At 60.3% G+C, this 20872-nt stretch carries 14 protein-coding genes; 8 read left to right on the top strand and 6 right to left on the bottom strand.

The window, feature by feature from the left end; all coding sequences use genetic code 11:
* Nucleotides 1-40 precede the first annotated feature (40 nt).
* The 3 genes from glgX to malQ form a co-directional block, all read right to left on the bottom strand.
* On the bottom strand, nucleotides 41-2197 hold the full coding sequence (gene glgX, locus BN1139_RS04330; protein WP_005354729.1) for a glycogen debranching protein GlgX: 2157 nt from the start codon (nucleotides 2195-2197) through the stop codon (nucleotides 41-43).
* Nucleotides 2197-4374: a 1,4-alpha-glucan branching protein GlgB gene (gene glgB / locus BN1139_RS04325; protein WP_005354728.1), complete on the bottom strand. Its 2178-nt coding sequence runs from the start codon at nucleotides 4372-4374 to the stop codon at nucleotides 2197-2199. The genes glgX and glgB overlap by 1 nt, the downstream gene beginning before the upstream one ends.
* 82 nt (nucleotides 4375-4456) lie before the next feature.
* Nucleotides 4457-6646, bottom strand: a complete 2190-nt coding sequence (malQ, locus tag BN1139_RS04320; protein ID WP_005354727.1) for a 4-alpha-glucanotransferase — start codon at nucleotides 6644-6646, stop codon at nucleotides 4457-4459.
* 347 nt (nucleotides 6647-6993) lie between these two features.
* On the opposite strand from malQ, the gene gap reads away from it, so the two are divergent.
* Nucleotides 6994-7989, top strand: a complete 996-nt coding sequence (gene gap / locus BN1139_RS04315) for a type I glyceraldehyde-3-phosphate dehydrogenase (protein ID WP_005335708.1) — start codon at nucleotides 6994-6996, stop codon at nucleotides 7987-7989.
* Between the two features lie 86 nt (nucleotides 7990-8075).
* Nucleotides 8076-8942 (top strand): D-hexose-6-phosphate mutarotase, encoded by an 867-nt coding sequence (locus BN1139_RS04310; protein WP_005354726.1) that lies wholly within the window; start codon nucleotides 8076-8078, stop codon nucleotides 8940-8942.
* 70 nt (nucleotides 8943-9012) lie between these two features.
* Here the strand turns inward: BN1139_RS04310 and nadA are convergent, their stop codons facing one another.
* A complete protein-coding gene (nadA, locus tag BN1139_RS04305; RefSeq protein WP_005354725.1) occupies nucleotides 9013-10086 on the bottom strand; it encodes a quinolinate synthase NadA in 1074 nt (357 codons plus the stop codon).
* A 140-nt stretch (nucleotides 10087-10226) separates the two neighbouring features.
* Here nadA and BN1139_RS04300 point away from each other — a divergent pair, with 140 nt between their 5' ends.
* A complete protein-coding gene (locus BN1139_RS04300) occupies nucleotides 10227-12332 on the top strand; it encodes a methyl-accepting chemotaxis protein (RefSeq protein ID WP_005354720.1) in 2106 nt (701 codons plus the stop codon).
* Nucleotides 12333-12401: 69 nt separating this feature from the next.
* Here the strand turns inward: BN1139_RS04300 and BN1139_RS04295 are convergent, their stop codons facing one another.
* Together BN1139_RS04295 and BN1139_RS04290 are read right to left on the bottom strand one after the other, a co-directional pair.
* Nucleotides 12402-12857 carry an NfeD family protein gene (locus tag BN1139_RS04295; RefSeq protein ID WP_005354718.1) on the bottom strand — a complete coding sequence of 152 codons (456 nt, stop codon included), beginning with the start codon at nucleotides 12855-12857 and terminating at the stop codon, nucleotides 12402-12404.
* The gene (locus BN1139_RS04290) at nucleotides 12854-13777 is read right to left on the bottom strand and encodes an SPFH domain-containing protein (RefSeq protein ID WP_005335703.1); all 924 of its coding nucleotides are present in this window, start codon (nucleotides 13775-13777) and stop codon (nucleotides 12854-12856) included. Before BN1139_RS04290 ends, BN1139_RS04295 begins: the two co-directional genes overlap by 4 nt.
* Nucleotides 13778-13974: 197 nt before the next feature.
* Between BN1139_RS04290 and cysG the strand changes: the two genes are divergently transcribed.
* From cysG to cysC, 5 genes are all read left to right on the top strand, one after another.
* Nucleotides 13975-15423, top strand: coding sequence for a siroheme synthase CysG (gene cysG, locus BN1139_RS04285; protein ID WP_013723474.1), 1449 nt, complete (start codon nucleotides 13975-13977; stop codon nucleotides 15421-15423).
* A 72-nt stretch (nucleotides 15424-15495) separates the two neighbouring features.
* The gene (gene cysD, locus BN1139_RS04280) at nucleotides 15496-16428 is read left to right on the top strand and encodes a sulfate adenylyltransferase subunit CysD (protein WP_332306667.1); all 933 of its coding nucleotides are present in this window, start codon (nucleotides 15496-15498) and stop codon (nucleotides 16426-16428) included.
* A 12-nt stretch (nucleotides 16429-16440) separates the two neighbouring features.
* Nucleotides 16441-17868 carry a sulfate adenylyltransferase subunit CysN gene (cysN, locus tag BN1139_RS04275; protein ID WP_005354710.1) on the top strand — a complete coding sequence of 476 codons (1428 nt, stop codon included), beginning with the start codon at nucleotides 16441-16443 and terminating at the stop codon, nucleotides 17866-17868.
* A 4-nt stretch (nucleotides 17869-17872) separates the two neighbouring features.
* Entirely contained in the window at nucleotides 17873-19597 is a 1725-nt protein-coding gene (locus BN1139_RS04270; RefSeq protein WP_005354701.1) for an SLC13 family permease, read from the top strand.
* A 138-nt stretch (nucleotides 19598-19735) separates the two neighbouring features.
* Nucleotides 19736-20326, top strand: coding sequence for an adenylyl-sulfate kinase (cysC, locus tag BN1139_RS04265; RefSeq protein WP_005354700.1), 591 nt, complete (start codon nucleotides 19736-19738; stop codon nucleotides 20324-20326).
* Nucleotides 20327-20872: the final 546 nt, after the last annotated feature.

Here is a 20872-nt window from a genome sequence, read left to right as displayed (position 1 = left end):
CCAGCATAGCGGCTCTGTAAAGCTGACTCCAGCATGCCTCTTATGCTTTGCCTGTATCTGTGATCGAGGTGGCAACCATCTCCTCACCGGATGCAGGGAGAATTTCCTGCTGCGGTGGTTGGGCATCCTCCGCCGTGCTGGCCAGCGCCACCCGCTCCAGCAGTTTGAGGGAGTGGGCCCGGCCGACTGCCACCTGCCGTTTGATGTCATCGGGCAGAAAGGGCAGCCCATCGTTGGTGGCAGTGTCGATGGTCTGGATCCACTCCAGCCCTTCTCCCGGAGGCGGCAGGCGGAACTGGATGTCGTAATCGCTGGCATTGAACAGCACGTACCAGCGCTCGCCGACACAGTTGATCATGCCGATATCCATGGCGAACGCCTGCCCCATGGGGGCGTGCCAATCCTGATCGGTGAGCTGGTGGCCGTCCGGGTGATACCAGTTGACCTGATGGCAGCTGGACGGGGTGCCATTCCAGCTGTCGTCGCTTAGTTGCAGGTTGGAGAAGACGCAGGACTCCGCCCGCAGCGCCATCATCTGCTGGGTGAAGGCGAACAGCCGCTCATCCTCCGGTCGCCACTGCCAGTTGACCCAGCTGATCTGGTTGTCCTGACAGTAGGCGTTGTTGTTACCAAGCTGGCTGCGTCCCATCTCGTCCCCGGCGAGGAAGTGGGGAGTACCTTGGGAGAGCAGCAGGGTGGCAATCAGATTGCGCTTCTGCTGCTGGCGCAGGCTGTTGACCCGCGGATCCAGGGTCGGCCCCTCTACCCCGTGGTTATAGGAGAGGTTGTTGCCGTGGCCATCGCGATTGTCTTCACCGTTGGCCTGATTGTGGCGCTGGTTGTAGGAGACCAGATCCTCCAGGGTGAAACCGTCGTGATAGCAGAGGTAGTTGACGCTGGTGTGGGGGGAGCGCCAGTTCTTCGGGAAAATATCCCGCGAGCCTACCAAGCGGGTGGCAAAGTCCCCCATCTTGCCCGCATCACCGCGCCAGAAGGCGCGCACCGTGTCGCGGTAGCGGTCGTTGATCTCCTGCCACTGGCTCGGGAATTGACCCAGCCGGTAGCCGAAGGGGCCGATGTCCCAGGGTTCGGCGATGAGCTTGACCTGTGACAGCACTGGGTCGGCCATCACGGCCTTGAAGAAGGCGCCCATGGGCTCGAACTCCCCCGCTTCCCGCGCCAGCGTCACCGCCAGATCGAAACGGAAGCCATCCACCTGCATCTCGGTGACCCAGTAACGCAGAGCATCGAGCACCAGCCGCAGGGTGTTGGGGTGATCCAGATTGACGCTGTTGCCACAACCGGTCACGTTGGCGTGACGGGTGTAGTCCGGGCCGTGGGGGCCCGCTTCGAAGGCGTAGTAACCGGCGTTGTCAAAGCCCTTGAACGAGAGGGTAGGGCCATCGAAGCCAGAGGCGGCAGTGTGGTTGTAGACCACATCCAGGATCACCTCGAGCCCGGCCCGGTGCAGCTCGCGCACCATGGTCTTGAACTCGGTCACCGCCTCGTCGGCTCGGGTGCTGTAGCGCGGCTCCGGGGCGAAGAAGGCGATGGGGTTGTAGCCCCAGTAGTTGGTCAGTCCCAGCTGCTCCAGTCGCGGTTCCGACATGAAGGCGGCCACCGGCATCAGCTGCACCGAGGTGATGCCGAGGCTCTTCATATGCTCGATAACCAGCGGATGACTGATGCCAAGGTAGGTGCCCTGCAGCGCTTTGGGGATCCCCGGGTGCTGCTTGGTAAAGCCCTTGACGTGGGTCTCGTAGATAATGGTGCGGGCCGGGCTGATCCCGGGTTTGCCAACCCCTTGCCAGTCAAAGCTGTCATCCACTACCACCGACTTGGCAATCATACCGGCGCTGTCACCCTGATAGAGGGCTTCATCCCAGTAGGTGGGACGACTGAGCGCCCTGGCGTAGGGGTCAATCAGCAGTTTTTGCGGATCGAACAGCATCCCCTCCTGCGGGGTGCCATAGACCCGATAGCCGTAGCGCTGACCGGCCTTTACACCGCGCACGTAGCCAAAGCGATACTGGCCACGGCGGCCGGGCAACTCCAGCCGCATCAGCTCCTGCTCCTGCTCGTCGTACAGGCAGATTTCCACCTTGTCCGACTGGGGGGCCCAGACGCAGAAGTGGCAACCGTTCTCGTCAAGGCGGGCCCCCAGCGGGTGGCCCACCCCTTTTTCCATTACAAGCATCAAGACTCCTGTTTGATAAACAAGGTCGCCAGCGGCGGCAGATCCAGCACTATGCTGTGTGCCATCCCCTGCCAGGGGGTCGGCTCGGCAGCGAACACCAGACCTACATCATAGTTACTGCCCCAGTAATACTCGCTGTCGGTGTTGAGCACCACCCGATAGTGGCCCGCCGCAGGGACGCCGATCCGATATTCGAGACGGGGCACCGGGGTGAAGTTGCAAGCCACCACAATAGCCTGCTTGCCCTCTTTGTCCGCCCGCAGCCAGGCAAAGATGCTGTTGTCGGCATCGTTGTGATCCAGCCAGCGGAAGCCGGTCTGCTCATAATCGGCCTGATACAAGGCAGGCTCATGACGGTAGAGGTGATTGAGATCGTGGATCAGCCGCTGCTGACCGGCATGCTTGGGATATTGCAGCAGATGCCATGGCAGCTGGGCGTCGTGGTTCCACTCGTTGCTCTGAGCGATTTCGGTGCCCATGAAATTGAGCTTCTTGCCCGGGTGGGCGTACATGAAGCCCATGTAGGCGCGCAGGTTGGCAGCCTGCTGCCACTCGTCGCCCGGCATCTTGTAGAGCATGGAGTGTTTGCCGTGCACCACCTCGTCGTGGGAGAGCGACAGGATGAAGTTCTCGTCATAGTGGTAAACCATGGAGAAGGTCATGTCGTTGTGGTGGTAGCGACGGTGGATCGGTTCTTTCTGCATATAGGTGAGGGTGTCGTGCATCCAGCCCATATTCCACTTGAAGCCAAAGCCGAGGCCGCCGAGGAAGGTGGGGCGGGAGACACCGGCAAAGGCGGTGGACTCTTCGGCTATGGTCATGGCGTGGGGATACTTGCCGTAGACCTCCTCGTTGGTCCACTTGAGCAGGCTGATCGCCTCGTAGTTGTGGTTGCCGCCATCGACGTTCGGTACCCACTCACCGGCGTTGCGGGAGTAATCCAGATAGAGCATGGAGGCGACCGCATCCACCCGCAGGCCGTCGATATGGAACTTGTCGAGCCAGAACAGGGCGCTCGCCACCAGGAACTGGCGCACTGTGTCGCGGCCGAAGTCGTAGATGTAGGAGTTCCAGTCCGGGTGCCAGCCACGGCGCGGATCTTCATATTCGTAGAGCGGGGTGCCATCGAAGCGGGCCAGGCCGTGGGCATCGGACGGGAAGTGGGCGGGCACCCAGTCCAGAATGATGCCGATCCCGGCCTGGTGGCACTGGTCGACGAAGTATTTGAAATCATCTGCGGTGCCGTAGCGGCTGGTGGGGGAGAACATGCCCACCGGCTGGTAGCCCCAGGAGCCGCTGAAGGGGTGCTCGGAGACCGGCAGCAGCTCGATGTGGGTGTACTCCATCTCCTTGACGTAGGCGACCAGCTCCACCGCCAGCTCGCGCCAGCTCAGGCTGTCGCCGTTGGGGTGGCGCTTCCAGGAGCCGACGTGCAGCTCATAGATGGAGAGCGGTTGCTCACGCTTGTCGTTGTGCTGGCTGGCAATCCACTCGGCATCCTGCCACTGATACTGGGCGTGGTCATAGACCACGGAGGCGAACGACGGATACTGCTCGCAGTAAAAGCCGACCGGATCGCTCTTGTGGGGCAGCCGGTTGCCCATGGGGTCCTTGAGCTCGAACTTGTAGCGATCCCCGACTTTGAGGCCCGGCACAAACAGCACCCAGTGACCGCACAGGCTGCGCTGCATCGGGTGGCGGCGGCCATCCCAGAAGTTGAAATCGCCGATGAGGCTCACGGCGGTGGCGCTCGGCGCATAGACCGCAAAACGCACCCCTTCCACCTGTTGGCCAAGGTGCTCCACGGTGCGCAGCTGGGCGCCAAGGGTGTGATAGAGGTTTTCCGGCTGGGCGGTCAGTTCGGCCAGGCCTGCCCAAGCGGCATCCTGAAACTGATAGGGGTCGATGACCTCGGTGGTGGCATCTTGGTAGCTGGCGATCAGCTGATAGGGGAAGGAGTTTTTGCGGCGGGTGAAAACAGTTTCAAAAAGACCCGATTCATCGGTGGGCGCCAGGGTGGCAACGACTTTGCCCGACTTGAGATCCTTGACGCGGACTTCGAGGGCATCAGGCAACCAGGCGGTCAGTTTGAGGCCGGGCCCATCCGGATTGGCCTGCAGGCCTAAGTGAGAGAAGGGATCGGAACAGCGGGCAGCAACCAAACGTTCAACGAGCATCGAGATTTCCTTTCATGACAGAGCATCCACTCCGGCCGAAGCCGGAGTGGATTTAGGTGAGAGCGCTGTGGGAGACAGCGTCTCAACGACTGGCCTCATCACGGGCTTGGCTCATCTTGCCAGCCAGTGCCTTGAGTGCCTCATTGGCAAAAATATCTTCCAGATCAGCGGAAAGCTTGCGGCGCCAGTTGGGGTATTCGTAACTGGTGCCCGGTACGTTGACCGGCTTGTCCATCTCCAGCCAATCTTCCAGCTGGGTACTGAACAGGGCGCAGCTGCCGCGGGACATGTGGATCTGCAGACCGTGGTTGAGTTCGGTGTTCATGCCGACCCAGTTCACGTCATGACTGATGTTGTCAGAGATGACCTTGTGGGCATGCAGGCTGTCGAGGATCCGCTGTTTGGCCTGGTGACGATCAGCATACAGAGTCTTCAATACATCTTCATCCGGATACAGACCCAGTTGACGGCCGAGCGCCAGATCGTCGCAATGCCAGAAGCCCTTGAGGGTCGGCATGTCGTGGGTGGTCAGGGCCGACATCGCCTGCTCGGTGTAGTGTGCCGGGGAGATAAAGCCGCCATCTTCCTTGGAGCGCTCGAAAAAGAACACCTTGTAGGAGTGGACGCCGTTCTCTTTCAGAGTCACGTCGATCCCCTCCGGCACGGTGCCCAGATCCTCGCCGATCAGCAGGCACTGATTGCGGTGGGATTCGAGGGCCAGAATGCCCAGCAGGTCGTTGACCGGATAGTAGATGTAGGCGCCCTTGGCTGCGGACGCTCCGGGCGGTACCCACCACAGGCGCAGCAAGGCCATCACGTGGTCGATACGCAGTGCGCCACAGGAGCGCATGTTGGCACGGAACAAGTCCACCATCGGCTGATAGGCCGCTTCAAACAGCTTGTTCGGGTTCATCGGGGGCAGGCCCCAGTTCTGACCAAGCGGGCCGAGAATATCGGGCGGCGCACCGACCGAGGCTTTCGGGCAGTAGAGATCCTGATTGGCCCAGATCTCGGTGGAGCCTTCGGAGACGCCCACTGCCAGATCCCGGTAGATCCCCATCACCATGCCGGCAGCCTTGGCACGGGCATCGGCTTGCGCCAGCTGCTCGTCGGCCAGGAACTGCAGATAGAGGTAGAAGTTGACATCTTGCGGGTGCGCGGCCATCCAGGCGGCAACGGCAGGGTTGTGGTAATCGCGCAGCTCCTGCGGCCATACCGGCCAGCCCCAGGCATTTTCGCCTTTGGCATAGAAGTGGGCCTGCAGGGCATCGAATGCTGCCTGCTGTTGCAGGCTGTCGCCACCGGCGGCCACGAAGGCATCAAAGGCGGCCTGACGCTCGGCGCTCAGGGTGGCTTCATTGAACACCTGACGCAGCATGCCGAGTTTGGTCTGGAGCACGCCGGTGTAATCGACATTCTCTTTGGCACGCAGATCGGCCAGATGTTGCTGGAAGGCAGGGCTCGCCACTTCCGCTTTCAGGCGATCGCTCTGCCGGAATTCGGGCACCGCTTCCACATTGATATAGGCCACGTTGAGCCAGCGACGGGAAGAGGGGCTGTATGGACTGGCGCTCTCCGGATTGGCCGGATAGAGGGCGTGGATAGGGTTGAGGCCGACGAAGTGGGCACCCCAGGCGGCGGCTTTTTCGACCAGCTGGCCCAGATCGCTGAAATCACCGATACCCCAGTTGTGGCGGCTGCGCAGGCAGTAGAGCTGCACGCTCGGGCCCCATACCTTGCGGCCATTGGCAATTGGCGCCTGCTTGTAGCAGGCCTTGGGGGCGACGATGAGGCGCATGGTGGCCAGCGGCTCGTCATTGCCCTCTTCCAGCAGCACCAGCTGGTGATAACCCAGCTCCGGGGCCATATCCAGCGTGACGCGATAGGCCTGGCACTCCATCTCTTCAAATTCGGCCACGCCAACCAGCTCGCCCTCGATGGGAGTGAATTGACCGGACAGCACAGCACCCTGCTCCTGCTGGAGCTGCCAGGTGAGGGCATCGTTGACGAATTCGATGGGGAGACGGACTTCGAGCGTGACGGCGTCGCCGGTGCGAACCACCATCACAGGATCCAGCGCCCGCAGCCAGTGCTGGCGATGCTCCTCTTCCAGCTGCTGCACCAGTGCTTCCTCGTCATCGACGCGGTAGCCCATGGCGCCCAGCATGGCGGCCTTGCTCTCTTCGGATACCTGGGCCGGGTGGCCCCAAGCATCGACATACTCGCTGGCGATACCTTTTGCGGCAGCCAGCTGTTCAATCAGGGTGGTCATAGTTTGAGAATTCCCGCTGTGGATTCTATCTATACTATTTTGTTTGATTTTTATGGGGTGGTACTTGAACAGTGGCTCTTTGGCCATGCTAAACCGCGCACATTTTTACATATCTCTGTGAATGGTTGTGTGACCGAGTAGGCACTATTGTTGATATCTGCGCGATGCCACGATCTGGCACTTTTTTCGTCAAAACGTGGTAATCAGTTACATAAACAGAAAATTAATTTCACAGTTTTTCATGATATAGCGCAATTTCAGACAGAATGTTGGTTGACTCACCGGAGAGTTCTAGTAAATTTACAAGCGGAATTTTCTTTGACTACTGAACAGTTAGGTAACTAAATATGACTATCAAAGTAGGTATTAACGGTTTTGGCCGTATCGGTCGTTTCGTATTCCGTCTGGCTTGCGAGCGTGCAGACATCGAAGTTGTTGGTATCAACGACCTGATCGATGTTGACTACATGGCTTACATGCTGAAGTACGATTCAACTCACGGTCGTTTCAACGGTACCGTTGAAGTTAAAGACGGCAACCTGGTTGTAAACGGCAAAACCGTACGTGTTACCGCTGAGCGTGACCCGGCCAACCTGAAGTGGGGCGAAATCGGTGTTGACGTTGTTGCTGAAGCTACCGGTCTGTTCCTGACCGACGAGACTGCTCGTAAGCACATCGCTGCTGGTGCCAAGAAAGTTGTTCTGACTGGCCCGTCCAAAGACGCTACCCCAATGTTCGTAATGGGTGTTAACGACTCTACCTACGCTGGCCAGGACATCGTTTCCAACGCTTCCTGCACCACCAACTGCCTGGCACCGATCGCCAAGGTTCTGAACGATACCTTCGGTATCGAGTCTGGCCTGATGACCACCGTTCACGCTACCACTGCTACCCAGAAGACCGTTGATGGTCCGTCTGCCAAAGACTGGCGCGGTGGCCGCGGTGCGGCTCAGAACATCATCCCGTCCTCTACCGGTGCAGCCAAAGCTGTTGGCGTAGTTATCCCGGAACTGAAAGGCCTGCTGACCGGTATGGCTTTCCGTGTTCCGACTCCGGACGTGTCTGTTGTTGACCTGACCGTTAACCTGAAGAAAGCTGCCACCTACGCAGAAATCTGCGAAGCGATGAAAGCTGCTTCCGAAGGCGCTATGAAAGGCGTTCTGGGCTACACCGAAGACGAAGTTGTATCTACCGACTTCCTGGGTGAGCGTCAGACCTCCGTATTCGACGCCAAGGCTGGTATCCAGCTGAACGACAAATTCGTTAAAGTTGTATCCTGGTACGACAACGAAATGGGCTACTCCAGCAAAGTTCTGGACCTGATCGCTCACATCTCCAAGTAATTTGGGATGCGCAATCGCGTAGCTTGAAAAAGGCGGCCATTGGCCGCCTTTTTGTTTTTCGGTTTCCCCTGATGACAGGAGTCCACATGCAATCCATTCGTCCCCTGACAGCCAATTGCAAGCTTGCCAACAATGCCGCCGGTCTGCCGGTTCTCACCATTAATAACGACTATGCCAAGGCCGAGATCAGCCTGTTTGGCGCACATGTGCTGAGCTATCAGCGTCATGGCGAGCCGGCCTCCATCTGGCTGAGTGACAAAGCGGTGCTGGATGGCAGCAAGCCTGTTCGTGGTGGTATCCCGATCTGCTGGCCCTGGTTTGGCCCGGCGCCCGCCCGCGTCGGTAGCGGCAAGCCCTCCCACGGTTTTGCCCGTACCACCCTCTGGATGCTGGACGGGGTCTCCGATCACACCGATGGCACGCTTGTTCATCTCTCCCTGCACGACAGCGATGCGACCCGTGCCCTGTGGGATCACCCCTTCGAGCTGGAACTGGACGTGCTGGTGGGCAAAGAGCTTTCGCTGGTGCTGACCACTCGCAACACAGGTGCTCAGCCGTTGACCTATAGCGGTGCGCTGCATACCTATTTGCAGATCAGCGCACCAGAGGCGGTAAGCGTCACCGGACTGGGCGAGCCCTATGCCGACAAGCTGACCGGACAGGATGCCAAGCAGCAGGGTGCATTGACCCTGAACGGGCCGCTGGATCGGGTCTACTGGCAGCCAGAGGCGCTGGTGAGGGTGCAGGATGGTGAGCGCGAGACGCGGGTAGTGAGCGGCAACCACGACAGCGTGGTGGTCTGGACCCCTTGGCTGGAAGGGGCCACCGCCATGGCCGACATGAGCGACGATGGCTATCGCACCATGCTCTGCGTCGAAGCGGCCATCGCCGGCGACGCTGGGGTGACCGTCGCGCCGGATGAAGAGCACAGCTTCTCCACCGTAATCATCTGAGCAGGATGAGGTTCAGATAAATAAAGAGGGCTCCCACGGGAGCCCTCTTTGCATCTCGTGACGGCGACAATCAGGCGTTGCCCTGAGTCTTGAGCTTGAGTTCGGCGGCGAAATTGAGCATGCGATCGAGGGGGATCAAGGCTTTGACCCGCAGATCTTCGTCGACATGGATCTCGTGGCGCTCGGCACCGTCGGTGAGGGCCTCCTTGATCGCCACCAGACCGTTCATCGCCATCCAGGGGCAGTGGGCGCAGCTGCGGCAGGTGGCGCCATCGCCACCGGTCGGAGCTTCCACCATCTCTTTCTCCGGACAAGCCTGCTGCATCTTGTAGAAGATGCCCCGATCGGTCGCCACGATCAGCTTCTGCTGGGGCAGCTCCTTGGCCGCCTTGATCAGCTGGCTGGTGGAGCCCACCGCATCGGCCAGCTCGATCACCGAGGCGGGGGATTCCGGATGAACCAGCACGGCGGCGTCAGGATTCTGCTCTCTCAGCTCGCGCAGAGCGCGGGCCTTGAACTCGTCGTGGACGATGCAGTGGCCCTGCCAGCGCAGCATCTGCGCCCCGGTCTTCTTCTCGATATAGGCACCCAGATGGCGATCCGGGCCCCAGATGATCTTGTGACCCAGACTGTCGAGGTGCTCGACGATCTCCAGCGCGATGCTGGAGGTCACCACCCAGTCGGCCCGTGCTTTGACGGCGGCCGAGGTATTGGCATAGACCACCACGGTATGGTCGGGATTGGCATCGCAGAAGGCGGAGAACTGCTCGATGGGACAACCCAGATCGAGGGAGCATTCGGCCTCCAGAGTCGGCATCAGCACCCGCTTGTGGGGGCTCAGGATCTTGGAGGTTTCCCCCATAAAGCGCACCCCGGCGACGATCAGGGTTTGCGCCTCGTGATCGCGGCCAAAGCGGGCCATCTCCAGCGAGTCACCGACGAAACCGCCGGTGGCTTCGGCCAGCGCCTGGATCTCGGGATCCGTGTAGTAGTGGGCAACCAGTACCGCCTTGCGTTCCTTGAGCAGCGCCTTGATTTCTGTGGTCAAGGTCGTTCTCTGCTCGGCACTCAGGGGAAGAGGTTTGGCCGGAAAGGGGTAGTCCATTGCGACTACCGGCGGGACACTGCTCAGTGCATTGCTCATTGCGACTGTTCCATCAACGCTCGGGAAGGCAAAAATTATAACCAGAAGCCTGCCACAAACCCATCAACAAATCGGGTGAAGCGCAAGTGGGCGAATATACTCAAGTAATTCGTTGTTATTCTGCCATAAGGAGTTGTCGCATGAAGCAACGTTCCCTCAAGTTCAAGCTGTTGTGCCTTACCATGGGGCTGTTTCTGCTGACCGGGCTGGCCATGACCCTGTTGCAATCGGCTTCTTTCAGCTCCCTTCGCAATATGGTGATGACCCAGACCAGCGATGCACTGGAAGAGGAGGTCTCCCGCAGCCTGCAGTATCAGGCGGAGCGCTATGCCATCCAGATTGCCTCGCTGATGCAGAACTCCTATCAGATCCCCCTGACCGTGACTGCCCAGATTGAAGCCGGGATGGCCAAGCCGGAACTGCGGTTGTCGCGGCCCCAAGTGGAGTCTCTGCTCGGCAGCAGCCTGCAGCAAGCGAGCGGGATCAGCTCCATCTACGCCCAGTTTGAACCGGATGGCTATGATGGTGAGGATGGCAACTGGCTGGGCGGAGCCAGCCACTCGGTGGCAGGCAAGGGGAGTCTGGAGGTCTATTTCACCAAGGATCAGGGAGGGGCAGTCGCTCAGCAAGCGGTGGACGCCGCTGCCAGCGAGGCCAAGTTTGATACCTCCCTCAACGAGTTTGGCATTCGCAACAGCGAGTGGTATCTCTGTGGTCGCGATACCCGCCAGCCCTGCCTGATGGAGCCCTACCTCTACGAAATCAGCCCGGGCAACAAGATGCTGATGACCAGTCTGACGGTGCCCGTGCTGCGTGACGGCAAGTTTGTCGGGCTGGCCGGGGTGGATATGAACCTGCCCATCTTCCAGCAACTGGCTGAAAACCTTGGCAAGAGCCTCTATGACAACAAGGCGGATGTGACCCTGGTCAGCAAGATGGGGCTGATTGTGGGCAGCAACCGCTATGCCGACAAGCTGGGCCGTCCACTCAAGGAGGTGGGCCTGACCCTGCCTGACGGTCAGCCGGTCAGCAGCGACAGTGACTTCATTCTTCATCAGCCCATCCGGGTTGAGGCAGCCAATACCCAGTGGTGGTTGATGATCAAGGTGCCCAAGGCGCTGGCGCTCGGCAAGGCGCATGCCATCAGCAATGAACTGGGCACCCTGCTGGTGGATGCCCAGCGGCAGCAGATCATCGCGATGGGCGGGATTACCCTGTTGGTGCTGGGGCTGCTGGTCTGGTTTATCCAGACCATCACAGCGCCACTTTCTCTTATCAGCCGCCATGTGGGCCATCTCTCCAGCAACGAGGGGGACCTGACCCAGCAGATGGAGATCGACACCCATCAGGAGCTGATCGATCTGGGTTCCCAGCTCAATGCCTTCCTCGGCAAGCTGCGGGGCATGGTGCAAATGAGCAAGGGGATCGGTCAGCAGGTCTACCAGCAGGCGCGGGAGATGAAACATACCGCCGACACCATGCGCAACAGTCTGGATGAGCAGAATCTGGAGCTGGAGAGCGTGGTGAGCGCCATGCACCAGATGAGCACCACGGCAGTCAGCGTGGCAGGTTATGCCGAGCAGGCGGCGCAGGAGTCGGAAGCGGCGACCCACCATATCAATACCGCCCAGCAGACCCTCAGCAATGCCCGCAACGAGATCCATACTCTGGTCGGCGATATGCATGAGGCGGATAAAGCGGTGGCGCTGGTGGCCCAGCGCAGCACCAATATCAGCAGGATCCTCGATGTGATCCGCGCCATTGCCGAGCAGACCAACTTGCTGGCCCTCAACGCCGCCATCGAAGCGGCGCGGGCAGGGGACATGGGCCGCGGCTTTGCAGTGGTGGCGGACGAGGTGCGGGCGCTGGCGACCAAGACCCGTGAATCGACCGACGAGATCGGCCAGCTTATTGGCAGCCTGCAGACCGAAGTGAGCAGCAGCCAGCGTCTGATGAATACCGGCATCGAGCGCTCCACTACCACGGTGCAGGGTACCGAGCAGGCGTTTGAGGCGCTCAATCGGGTGGTGGCCCAGATCCAGCAGATCCACGACCACATCAGTCAGGTAGCCACCGCCGCCGAGCAGCAGAGTGCGGTGAGCGATACCATCAACCAGAACCTGATGCGGATCGGTGATACCGCCAACGTGATCGGGCAGGAGGCCAGCTCCAGCCATCAACTGAGCGAAGCGCTGGAGCAAGCGGCCACGGCGCTGGCCAGTCAGCTCGATCGGCTGCGTACCTGAGTGGCAGCCAGAGAGACAAAAGCCCGCGAGCTATCGCGGGCTTTTTTATGGCTCGATGGCAGAGTTGCGTCAGTTGCGGGGTTCAACCAGCAGGATGTGGGAGTCGGCCCCCACCACCCTGACCTTGCTGCCTGCAGGCAGCGACTCGTCGCAGCGCACCGTCCAGACCGTGTCGTCCAGATGTACCCGGCTGGTGCCCTGGGCGACATCATCCAGCAGGGTCAGCTCGCGGCCCATATAGCTCTGCATCCGCTCGTTGATGGTGCTGGCGGCATCCTGACCCGAGTTGTCACGCTGGTGTTGCCAGCGCCACCAGGCCCAGGTGGTGAGCAGGGATTGCACCGCAAACAGCAGCAGCTGCGCCTGCCAGCCAAAGGGCCAGATCAGCAGCAGCAGGCCCACTTCCAGTGCGGCGATGCCGGTCCATAGCAAAAAGCCCACCGAGCCGAGTACCTCGATGGCCAGCAGAATGAAGCCGAGCCCTAGCCAGTGCCAGTGGGTCAGCCCCTCTAACAGGGCTGTCATGACTTGCTGCCCTTGCCATCTTTGTTGAACAGCTCGGCCATGCCAGCCACCGAGCCAATCAGGCTGCCCGCTTCCAGCGGCATCATGATGATCTTGCTGTTGGGGCCTTCACCGATGCGGGCCAGTGCCTCGGTATATTTCTGGGCCACGAAGTAGTTGATGGCCTGCAGGTCTCCTTCCGCAATTGCTTGGGAAACCATATGGGTCGCCTTGGCTTCCGCCTCGGCAGCCCGCTCCCGCGCTTCGGCGGCGAGGAAGGCGGCCTGACGCTCACCTTCGGCTTTGAGGATCTGGGACTGCTTCTCGCCTTCCGCTTTCAGGATCTTGGACTGGCGCACCCCTTCGGCCTCCAGCACCTCGGCCCGTTTCTGGCGCTCGGCCTTCATCTGGGCGTTCATCGCTTCGACCAGTGCCAGCGGCGGGCGCACATCTTTAATCTCGATGCGGGTCACCTTGATGCCCCAGGGGGCGGTGGCGGCATCCATGGTGCGCAGCAGTTTCTCGTTGATGGTGTCGCGCTGGGAGAGCATCTCGTCCAGCTCCATGGCGCCGAGCACAGTCCGCATATTGGTCATGGTGAGATTGCGGATGGCGCTGGTGAGATCGTTGACCTCGTAACCCGCTTTGCGGGCATCCACCACCTGCACAAAGCTGATGGCGTCGATGGTGACGTTGGCGTTATCGCGGGAGATCACCTCTTGTGCCGGGATATCCAGCACCTGCTCCATCATGATGATCTTGTGGCCGACCCGATCCACGTAGGGGATCAACAGGTTAAGACCCGGGGTCAGGGTGCGGGTGTAGCGGCCGAAGCGCTCCACCGTCCAGTTGTAGCCCTGGGGCACTATCTTGATGCCCGCGCTCAGGGTGGCGAGCACCAGGAACACGAAAATCCCTAGCACAATCAATGATTCATTCATCATTTAGCTCCTTATGAAACACAGTCCCTAGCCTATGGTCTGGCGTCAGGTACCACAAGTGACTTTGTACGCCTTTGTCATGAATTGGCTTTGCTAATTACCAAAACGCATTAAAAAGCATTTTTTATTATTTTGAGGGATAAGCTGCCCTGCCTATAGTCGCCCCATATTAGTCGTGTTCCGAGGGATGGGCCGAAATGGATTATTTACCTATGTTTGCCAAGTTGGAAGGCCGCCCGGTACTGCTGGTGGGTGGGGGCGAGGTTGCCCTGCGCAAGGCGCGCCTGCTGCTGGCAGCCGGTGCCCGGCTGACCCTGGTCTCCCCGGAGCTTGAACCGGAATTTGCGGAATTCACCGGTCGTTTCACCCATCTGGCGGAGCGCTTCACCCCGGCCCATCTGGCTGGTCAGATTTTGGTGGTGGCGGCGACCGACAACCTCGAAGTCAACGCACTGGTTTATCAAAGTGCCAATCAGCTGGGTCTGTTCGTCAACGTGGTGGATGACCCCAAACGCTCCAGCTTTATCTTTCCCTCGATCATCGATCGTTCGCCGCTGATGGTGGCGGTCTCCAGCGGTGGCAAGGCGCCGGTGCTGGTGCGCCTGCTGCGCGAGCGGCTGGAGAGCCTGCTGCCGCGCCATCTTGGCGGGCTGACCGAGCTCTCCGGCCGGGTCCGTGACAAGGCCAAGCGGGTGCTCTCCTCGATTTCCGATCGTCGCCGCTTCTGGGAGCGCGCCTTTGCCTCCAACACCCTCGCCAGCCTGATTGAAAAAGAGGATTGGCAAGGGGCCGAGCAGTGGCTGAGTGATGGCCTCGACCAGGCGAAAAGCGAAGTGGGCGAGGTGGTCTTGGTCGGTGCGGGCCCCGGTGATCCGGGCCTGTTGACCCTCAAGGCGCTGCAACAGATTCAACAGGCTGAAGTGGTGCTCTACGACCAGCTGGTCTCCGCCGAGATCCTCGATCTGGTGCGCCGCGACGCCACTCTGGTGTCGGTCGGCAAGAAGGCGGGCGCCCACAGCGTGCCGCAGGAGGAGACCAATCGCCTGCTGGTGGAATACGCCAAGGCGGGTAATCGGGTAGTGCGGCTGAAAGGGGGCGATCCCTTTATGTTTGGCCGGGGCGGCGAGGAGCTGGAAGTGCTGGCCGACGAAGGTATCCCCTTCTCGGTGGTGCCCGGCATCACGGCCGCTGCCGGTGCCACCGCCTATGCCGGCATTCCGCTCACTCACCGTGATTACGCCCAGAGCGCCGTCTTTATCACTGGTCATTGCAAGCAAAATGGCCAGAAAGAGGGCAAGGAGCCTGACTGGCAGCAGTTGGCCGCCACCAGTCAGACCCTGGTGATCTACATGGGGCTGATGCGCTCCGAGCATATCCAGCAGCAGCTGGTGGATCACGGCCGAAGCCAAGCCACCCCCATCGCCATCATCGAGCGCGGCACCACATCCCGCCAGCGGGTGCTGACCGGCACCTTGGCTGATCTGGCCGAGCTGGCCAAACAGGCGGTGAGCCCTTCGCTTATCGTCATCGGCGAAGTGGTCGCCCTGCGCGATCGGCTCGCCTGGTTTGGAGAGCTGGGCGGCGAGCAGCAGCGCGCTAACCCGGACCTCGATGGCTGCGACCTCAAGCTGGTGCAGCTGGCCTGACCCGGAAAGAGATATTTGATGCGGCTGCTGGTGCGGCCGCGCACTGAACCACCCAGCGCCCCGAGCAGGCGCATAAGCAATGACCCGAGGACCAACATGGACCGTGAAAGATTGACGCACTTGCAGCAGCTGGAAGCCGAGAGCATCCATATCATCCGCGAGGTGGCTGCCGAATTTGAAAACCCGGTGATGATGTACTCCATCGGCAAGGACTCCTCCGTCATGCTGCATCTGGCCCGCAAGGCCTTCTATCCGGGCAAGATCCCCTTCCCCTTGCTCCACGTCGACACCGACTGGAAGTTCAAGGAGATGATCAAGTTCCGCGACGAGACCGCCAAAAAGTACGGGCTGGATCTGATCGTCCACAAGAACCCGGAAGGGCTCGCAATGGGCATCAACCCCTTCGTGCACGGCAGCGGCAAGCACACCGACATCATGAAGACCGAGGGGCTCAAGCAGGCGCTCAACAAATACGGCTTCGATGCCGCCTTCGGTGGTGCCCGTCGCGACGAGGAGAAGTCCCGCGCCAAGGAGCGTGTTTACTCCTTCCGTGACAAGTCTCACCGCTGGGATCCGAAGAACCAGCGCCCGGAGCTGTGGCGGGTCTACAACAGCCAGGTCAACAAGGGGGAGAGCATCCGGGTGTTCCCGCTCTCCAACTGGACCGAGCTGGATATCTGGCAATACATCTATCTGGAAAAGATCGACATAGTGCCGCTCTACTTCGCCGCTTACCGTCCGGTGGTGGAGCGCAACGGCATCAAGATCATGGTGGATGACGAGCGCATGCCGCTGACCGCCGAGGATGAGGTGAAGCAGGAGCTGGTGCGCTTCCGTACCCTCGGCTGCTATCCGCTCACCGGGGCCATCGAATCCGATGCCACCACCTTGCCGGAAATTATTGAAGAGATGCTGCTCACCACTTCGAGCGAGCGGCAAGGGCGGCTGATTGACCACGATCAGGCCGGCTCCATGGAGCAGAAGAAGCGTCAGGGATATTTCTAAGGAGTCGTCAGCATGAACAGCCATATTCAGACCGCCATCACCGAACAGGGCATCGAAGCCTATCTGCACGCCCAGCAGCACAAGAGTCTGCTGCGTTTTCTCACCTGCGGCAGCGTGGATGACGGCAAGAGCACCCTTATCGGTCGCCTGCTGCACGACTCCCAGCAGATTTATGAAGATCAGCTCAAAGCGCTGGAGTCCGACAGCCAGAAGCTCGGCACCACCGGCGAGAAGCTGGACCTGGCACTGCTGGTAGACGGCCTGCAAGCGGAGCGCGAGCAGGGCATCACCATCGACGTGGCCTACCGCTATTTCTCCACCGCCAAGCGCAAATTTATCATCTCGGATACCCCGGGCCACGAGCAGTACACCCGCAACATGGCGACCGGCGCCTCCACCTGCGATCTGGCCATCATTCTGATCGACGCTCGCAAAGGGGTGCTGGATCAGACCCGCCGCCACAGCTTTATTGCGAGCCTGCTCGGCATCAAGCAGTTCGTGGTGGCGGTCAACAAGATGGATCTGGTGGAGTTCAGTCAGGAGGTGTTCGAGCGCATCAGCGCCGACTACCGCGAGTTCGCCAAAAAACTCAGCGTCGACACCATCCATATCGTGCCGGTCTCGGCACTGGACGGTGACAACGTGGTCAACCAGAGCGACAAGCTGGCCTGGTACGAAGGCGAAACCCTGCTCTCCCTGCTGGAGTCTGCCGAGGTTGAGCGCGAGCTGGAGCGCCATCCGGTGCGCCTGCCGGTGCAGTATGTGAACCGCCCCAATCTCGATTTTCGCGGCTTCGCGGGGACGCTCGCCTCCGGCATTCTGCGGGTGGGCGACAAGCTGGCGGTGCTGCCGTCGGGCAAAGAGAGTACCGTGACCCGCATCGTCACCTTCGACGGGGATCTGGAGTACGCCCTGCCGGGTCAGGCCATCACAGTCACCTTCGCCGACGAGATCGACATCAGCCGCGGCGACCTGCTGGTGGATGCCGCCAAGCGGCCGCAAGTGACCCAGAATGTGCTGGCCCATATCGTCTGGATGGGGGAGGAGTCCCTGCAACCGGGTCGGGTCTACGACGTCAAACTGGCCACCAAGAAGAGTCGCGGTCAGGTGGAGGCCATCCGCCACCGAATCGAGATCAACAAGCTGGACGAGCTGCCCGCCAGCGAACTCAAGCTCAACGAGATCGGCCTGTGCGAGCTGAGCCTCACCGACCCGGTGGCGTTCGACCCGTATCAGGAGATCCGCGATACCGGCAGCTTTATCCTGATCGACCGGCTGACCAACGTCACCGTCGGCGCCGGCATGATAGTGGAAGGCTTGGCCGCCAAAGCGGTAAAAGGGCACTACAGCGAGTTCGAAATCGAGCTCAACGCGCTGGTGCGCAAGCACTTCCCGCACTGGCAAGCCCTTGCCATCGGTAACGACACAAGCAAGGAGTAAGCCCATGACCTGGCAACAATTCCTGGTGCTGGGTCTGCTGGCTGCTCTCGTGGCCCTGCTGATCCAGGGCAAACTCCGCCCGGCGCTGCTCTTCTCGGGCGCCGTGCTCATCACCTACCTGAGCGGACTGGCGGATATCAATGCCGTGGTGGCGGGCTACACCAACAGTGCCCTGCTGACGCTGGTGCTGTTGCTGCTGGTGTCGCTGGCGGTGGAGAAGACCCGCATCATGAGCTGGTTCGCCAATCTGGTGGGCACGGGTTCATTCAACAAGGTGTTGGTGAAGGTGTGGTTCTCCACCGCCTTCCTGTCTGCCTTCGTCAACAACACCGCCGTGGTGGCCTCCATGCTGGGAGCGGTCAAACGCAACCCCAACCATGCGCCGTCGCGGCTGCTGCTGCCCATGTGCTTCGCGGCCACCTTCGGCGGGGTGCTGACCCTGATCGGCACCTCCACCAACCTGATCGTCAACAGCTTCCTCATCAAGATGGGGGCGCCGCCGCTCGGCATGTTCGACTTCTTTATGGTGGGGGCGGGCACCTTGCTGACCGGTCTGGTGGCCGTGCTGCTGTTTGCCCGTCACCTGCCGGAGCAGGATACCGAGATGAGCCGCGAATCCGGCTATTTTCTCGAAGCCAAGGTGGGCGCCGGTTCACCGCTGGCGGGGCGCAGCGTCAAGGAGAACGGCCTGCGCAGCCTGAAAAGCCTCTATCTGGCGGAAATCATTCGCGGCGAGCAGGTGATCTGCCCGGTGCAGCCGGAACACGAACTGCACGAAGGGGACGTGCTGCTGTTTTGCGGCGATGTGGAGAGCGTCGGTGTACTGCAGGAGATGAAGGGGCTGGATCTCTACGGCCAGCACCGCCTCAACGGCCAGCATCTGGTGGAGGTGATCGTCAGCCACAGCTCGCGGCTGGTGGGTCAGACCATCAAGGATGCCGAATTTCGTACCCACTTCGATGCGGTGGTGCTGGCGGTGCGCCGCGGCGAAACCCAGCTCACCGGTGGCCTCGGCCAGATTGAGCTGCACGCCGGTGATACCCTGCTGCTGGCCCCTGGCCCCCAGTTTGCCCGCAACAAGTCGCTGGGGCGGGAGTTTGTGGTGGTGAGCGGGCTGGAAGCCTCCACCCGCCTCGATGGCAAGCGCAGCGCCGCCGTGGTGCTGGGTTTTCTCGGGGTGTTGGCGCTCTCGGTATTCGATCTGGTGCCGCTGTTCAAGGGCTTGCTGCTGATGCTGGTGGCGCTGCTGCTCACCCGCATTCTGACCCTGGACGAGATCCGCCGCCGCTTTCCGCTGGATATCTGGCTGGTGGTGGGCGGGGCGCTCGCCATCGCCGATCAGCTGGAAAAGAGCGGGCTGGCCAAGCTTATCGCCGACTGGCTGATGGGGGAGTTCAACGGTGCCAGCCCCATCATCGCCTTTATCGGTATCTATGTGTTTACGTTGGTGCTGACCGAGCTGATGAGCAACAACGCCGCCGCCGCGCTGGCCTTCCCCATGGGTTACCAGCTGGCGCTCAGCATGGATGTCTCGACCATGCCGTTTATTCTGGCGGTGCTGTTCGGGGCGAGCTCCAGCTTTATCCTGCCCTACGGCTACCAGACCAACCTGATGGTCTATGCCGCGGGCAACTACAAGATGCCGGACTACCTCAAGCTGGCCCTGCCGGTCTCGCTGGCCTATAGCCTCGGGGTGATTGTGATGGTGCCCCTGCTGTTTCCGTTTTAAGGCGTGAGCGCCAATCAAGGAGTGTTGGGTGAGCAATACCATGGCATCAGCACGTTGTCGGCGGATAGTCCGAGGCGGCTCCCCGTGGCACCGGACAGTTTAAGTTTTGAGGCGTGAGCGCCAATCAAGGAGTGTGGGATGAGCAATATCGTGTGGCACAAGCATGCCGTGGACAAACAGAGCCGGGCCGAATTGAAAGGGCAAAAGCCGCTGGTGATCTGGTTTACCGGGCTCTCCGGGGCGGGCAAATCGACCCTGGCGGGGGCGCTGGAACAGGCGCTGGCGGCACAAGGCAAGCACACCTATCTGCTGGATGGGGACAATGTACGCCACGGCCTCTGTGGCGATCTCGGTTTCGATGATGCTGCGCGGCAGGAGAATATCCGCCGGGTCGGCGAGGTGGCGAAACTGATGGTGGATGCGGGCCTTATCGTGCTCACCGCCTTTATCTCGCCGTTCCGTGCCGAGCGGGCGCTGGTGCGCAGTCTCTTGGGCGAAGGGGAGTTTGTCGAAGTCTTTGTCGATGCGCCGCTCGCCATCTGTGAAGAGCGCGACCCCAAGGGGCTCTATAAAAAAGCGCGGGCAGGGGAAATTACGAATTTTACCGGTATCGATTCCGCCTATGAGGCGCCGGAGCAGCCGGAAATCCATCTGCTGAATGCCGGTAAGCCGTTGGATACACTGGTTGAAGAGTTGCTGACCGCCCTGCGGCAGGGGAACTATCTGTAATTGTATCGGAAGAGCCTATAACAAGCGCCCGTCGGTCGTTAAGTTGACCACAACAGGCGCTTATGGGCTTACGGCTGCCGATATAACCCCGGCATGGGGATCTTCCGAGCCTTGTTTATGTTGTAGCGGGGTTATTTACGATTATCCGAATACACTATGCTATTCGAACCTACGAGCTGACAGAGCCATCAGAGCAATCACATAAAGCCGCCAGCATGCTCGGCGTTGTAGTGAAGGCGAAGCCGCAACGATAAAGACGTCGCCATGCCTTGCCTTGTGAAACATTACTTTATTTCGTACTGTGGCAAGCCTTCCCAGCCGTCCGCATGAGAAACTGTCCGGTATATTTGGTTACCCCTGATTTCATACTGCGGCAAACCTTCCCATCCATCTACATGTGAAACAGTTCGATAAATTTGATTGCCGCGAATTTCGTATTGGGGCAGCCCCTTCCAGCCATCTGCGTGAGAAACAGTTCGATAAATTTGATTGCCACGAATTTCATACTGAGGCAGACCTGCCCACCCATCAACATGGCTGACAGTT

It is taken from the genome of Aeromonas veronii bv. veronii, assembly GCF_000820225.1.
Lineage (GTDB): Bacteria > Pseudomonadota > Gammaproteobacteria > Enterobacterales > Aeromonadaceae > Aeromonas > Aeromonas veronii.
The sequence above is the reverse complement of the archived record's forward strand: the minus strand, read 5'-3'. Positions and strand labels throughout refer to the sequence as shown.

Excerpts from the sequence above, each read along its gene's own strand:
- glgX (WP_005354729.1), bottom strand. The coding sequence starts at position 2,197 with ATGCTTGTAATGGAAAAAGGGGTGGGCCACCCGCTGGGGGCCCGCCTT.
- glgB (WP_005354728.1), bottom strand. The coding sequence starts at position 4,374 with ATGCTCGTTGAACGTTTGGTTGCTGCCCGCTGTTCCGATCCCTTCTCT.
- malQ (WP_005354727.1), bottom strand. The coding sequence starts at position 6,646 with ATGACCACCCTGATTGAACAGCTGGCTGCCGCAAAAGGTATCGCCAGC.
- gap (WP_005335708.1), top strand. The coding sequence starts at position 6,994 with ATGACTATCAAAGTAGGTATTAACGGTTTTGGCCGTATCGGTCGTTTC.
- BN1139_RS04310 (WP_005354726.1), top strand. The coding sequence starts at position 8,076 with ATGCAATCCATTCGTCCCCTGACAGCCAATTGCAAGCTTGCCAACAAT.
- nadA (WP_005354725.1), bottom strand. The coding sequence starts at position 10,086 with ATGAGCAATGCACTGAGCAGTGTCCCGCCGGTAGTCGCAATGGACTAC.
- BN1139_RS04300 (WP_005354720.1), top strand. The coding sequence starts at position 10,227 with ATGAAGCAACGTTCCCTCAAGTTCAAGCTGTTGTGCCTTACCATGGGG.
- BN1139_RS04295 (WP_005354718.1), bottom strand. The coding sequence starts at position 12,857 with ATGACAGCCCTGTTAGAGGGGCTGACCCACTGGCACTGGCTAGGGCTC.
- BN1139_RS04290 (WP_005335703.1), bottom strand. The coding sequence starts at position 13,777 with ATGAATGAATCATTGATTGTGCTAGGGATTTTCGTGTTCCTGGTGCTC.
- cysG (WP_013723474.1), top strand. The coding sequence starts at position 13,975 with ATGGATTATTTACCTATGTTTGCCAAGTTGGAAGGCCGCCCGGTACTG.
- cysN (WP_005354710.1), top strand. The coding sequence starts at position 16,441 with ATGAACAGCCATATTCAGACCGCCATCACCGAACAGGGCATCGAAGCC.
- BN1139_RS04270 (WP_005354701.1), top strand. The coding sequence starts at position 17,873 with ATGACCTGGCAACAATTCCTGGTGCTGGGTCTGCTGGCTGCTCTCGTG.
- cysC (WP_005354700.1), top strand. The coding sequence starts at position 19,736 with ATGAGCAATATCGTGTGGCACAAGCATGCCGTGGACAAACAGAGCCGG.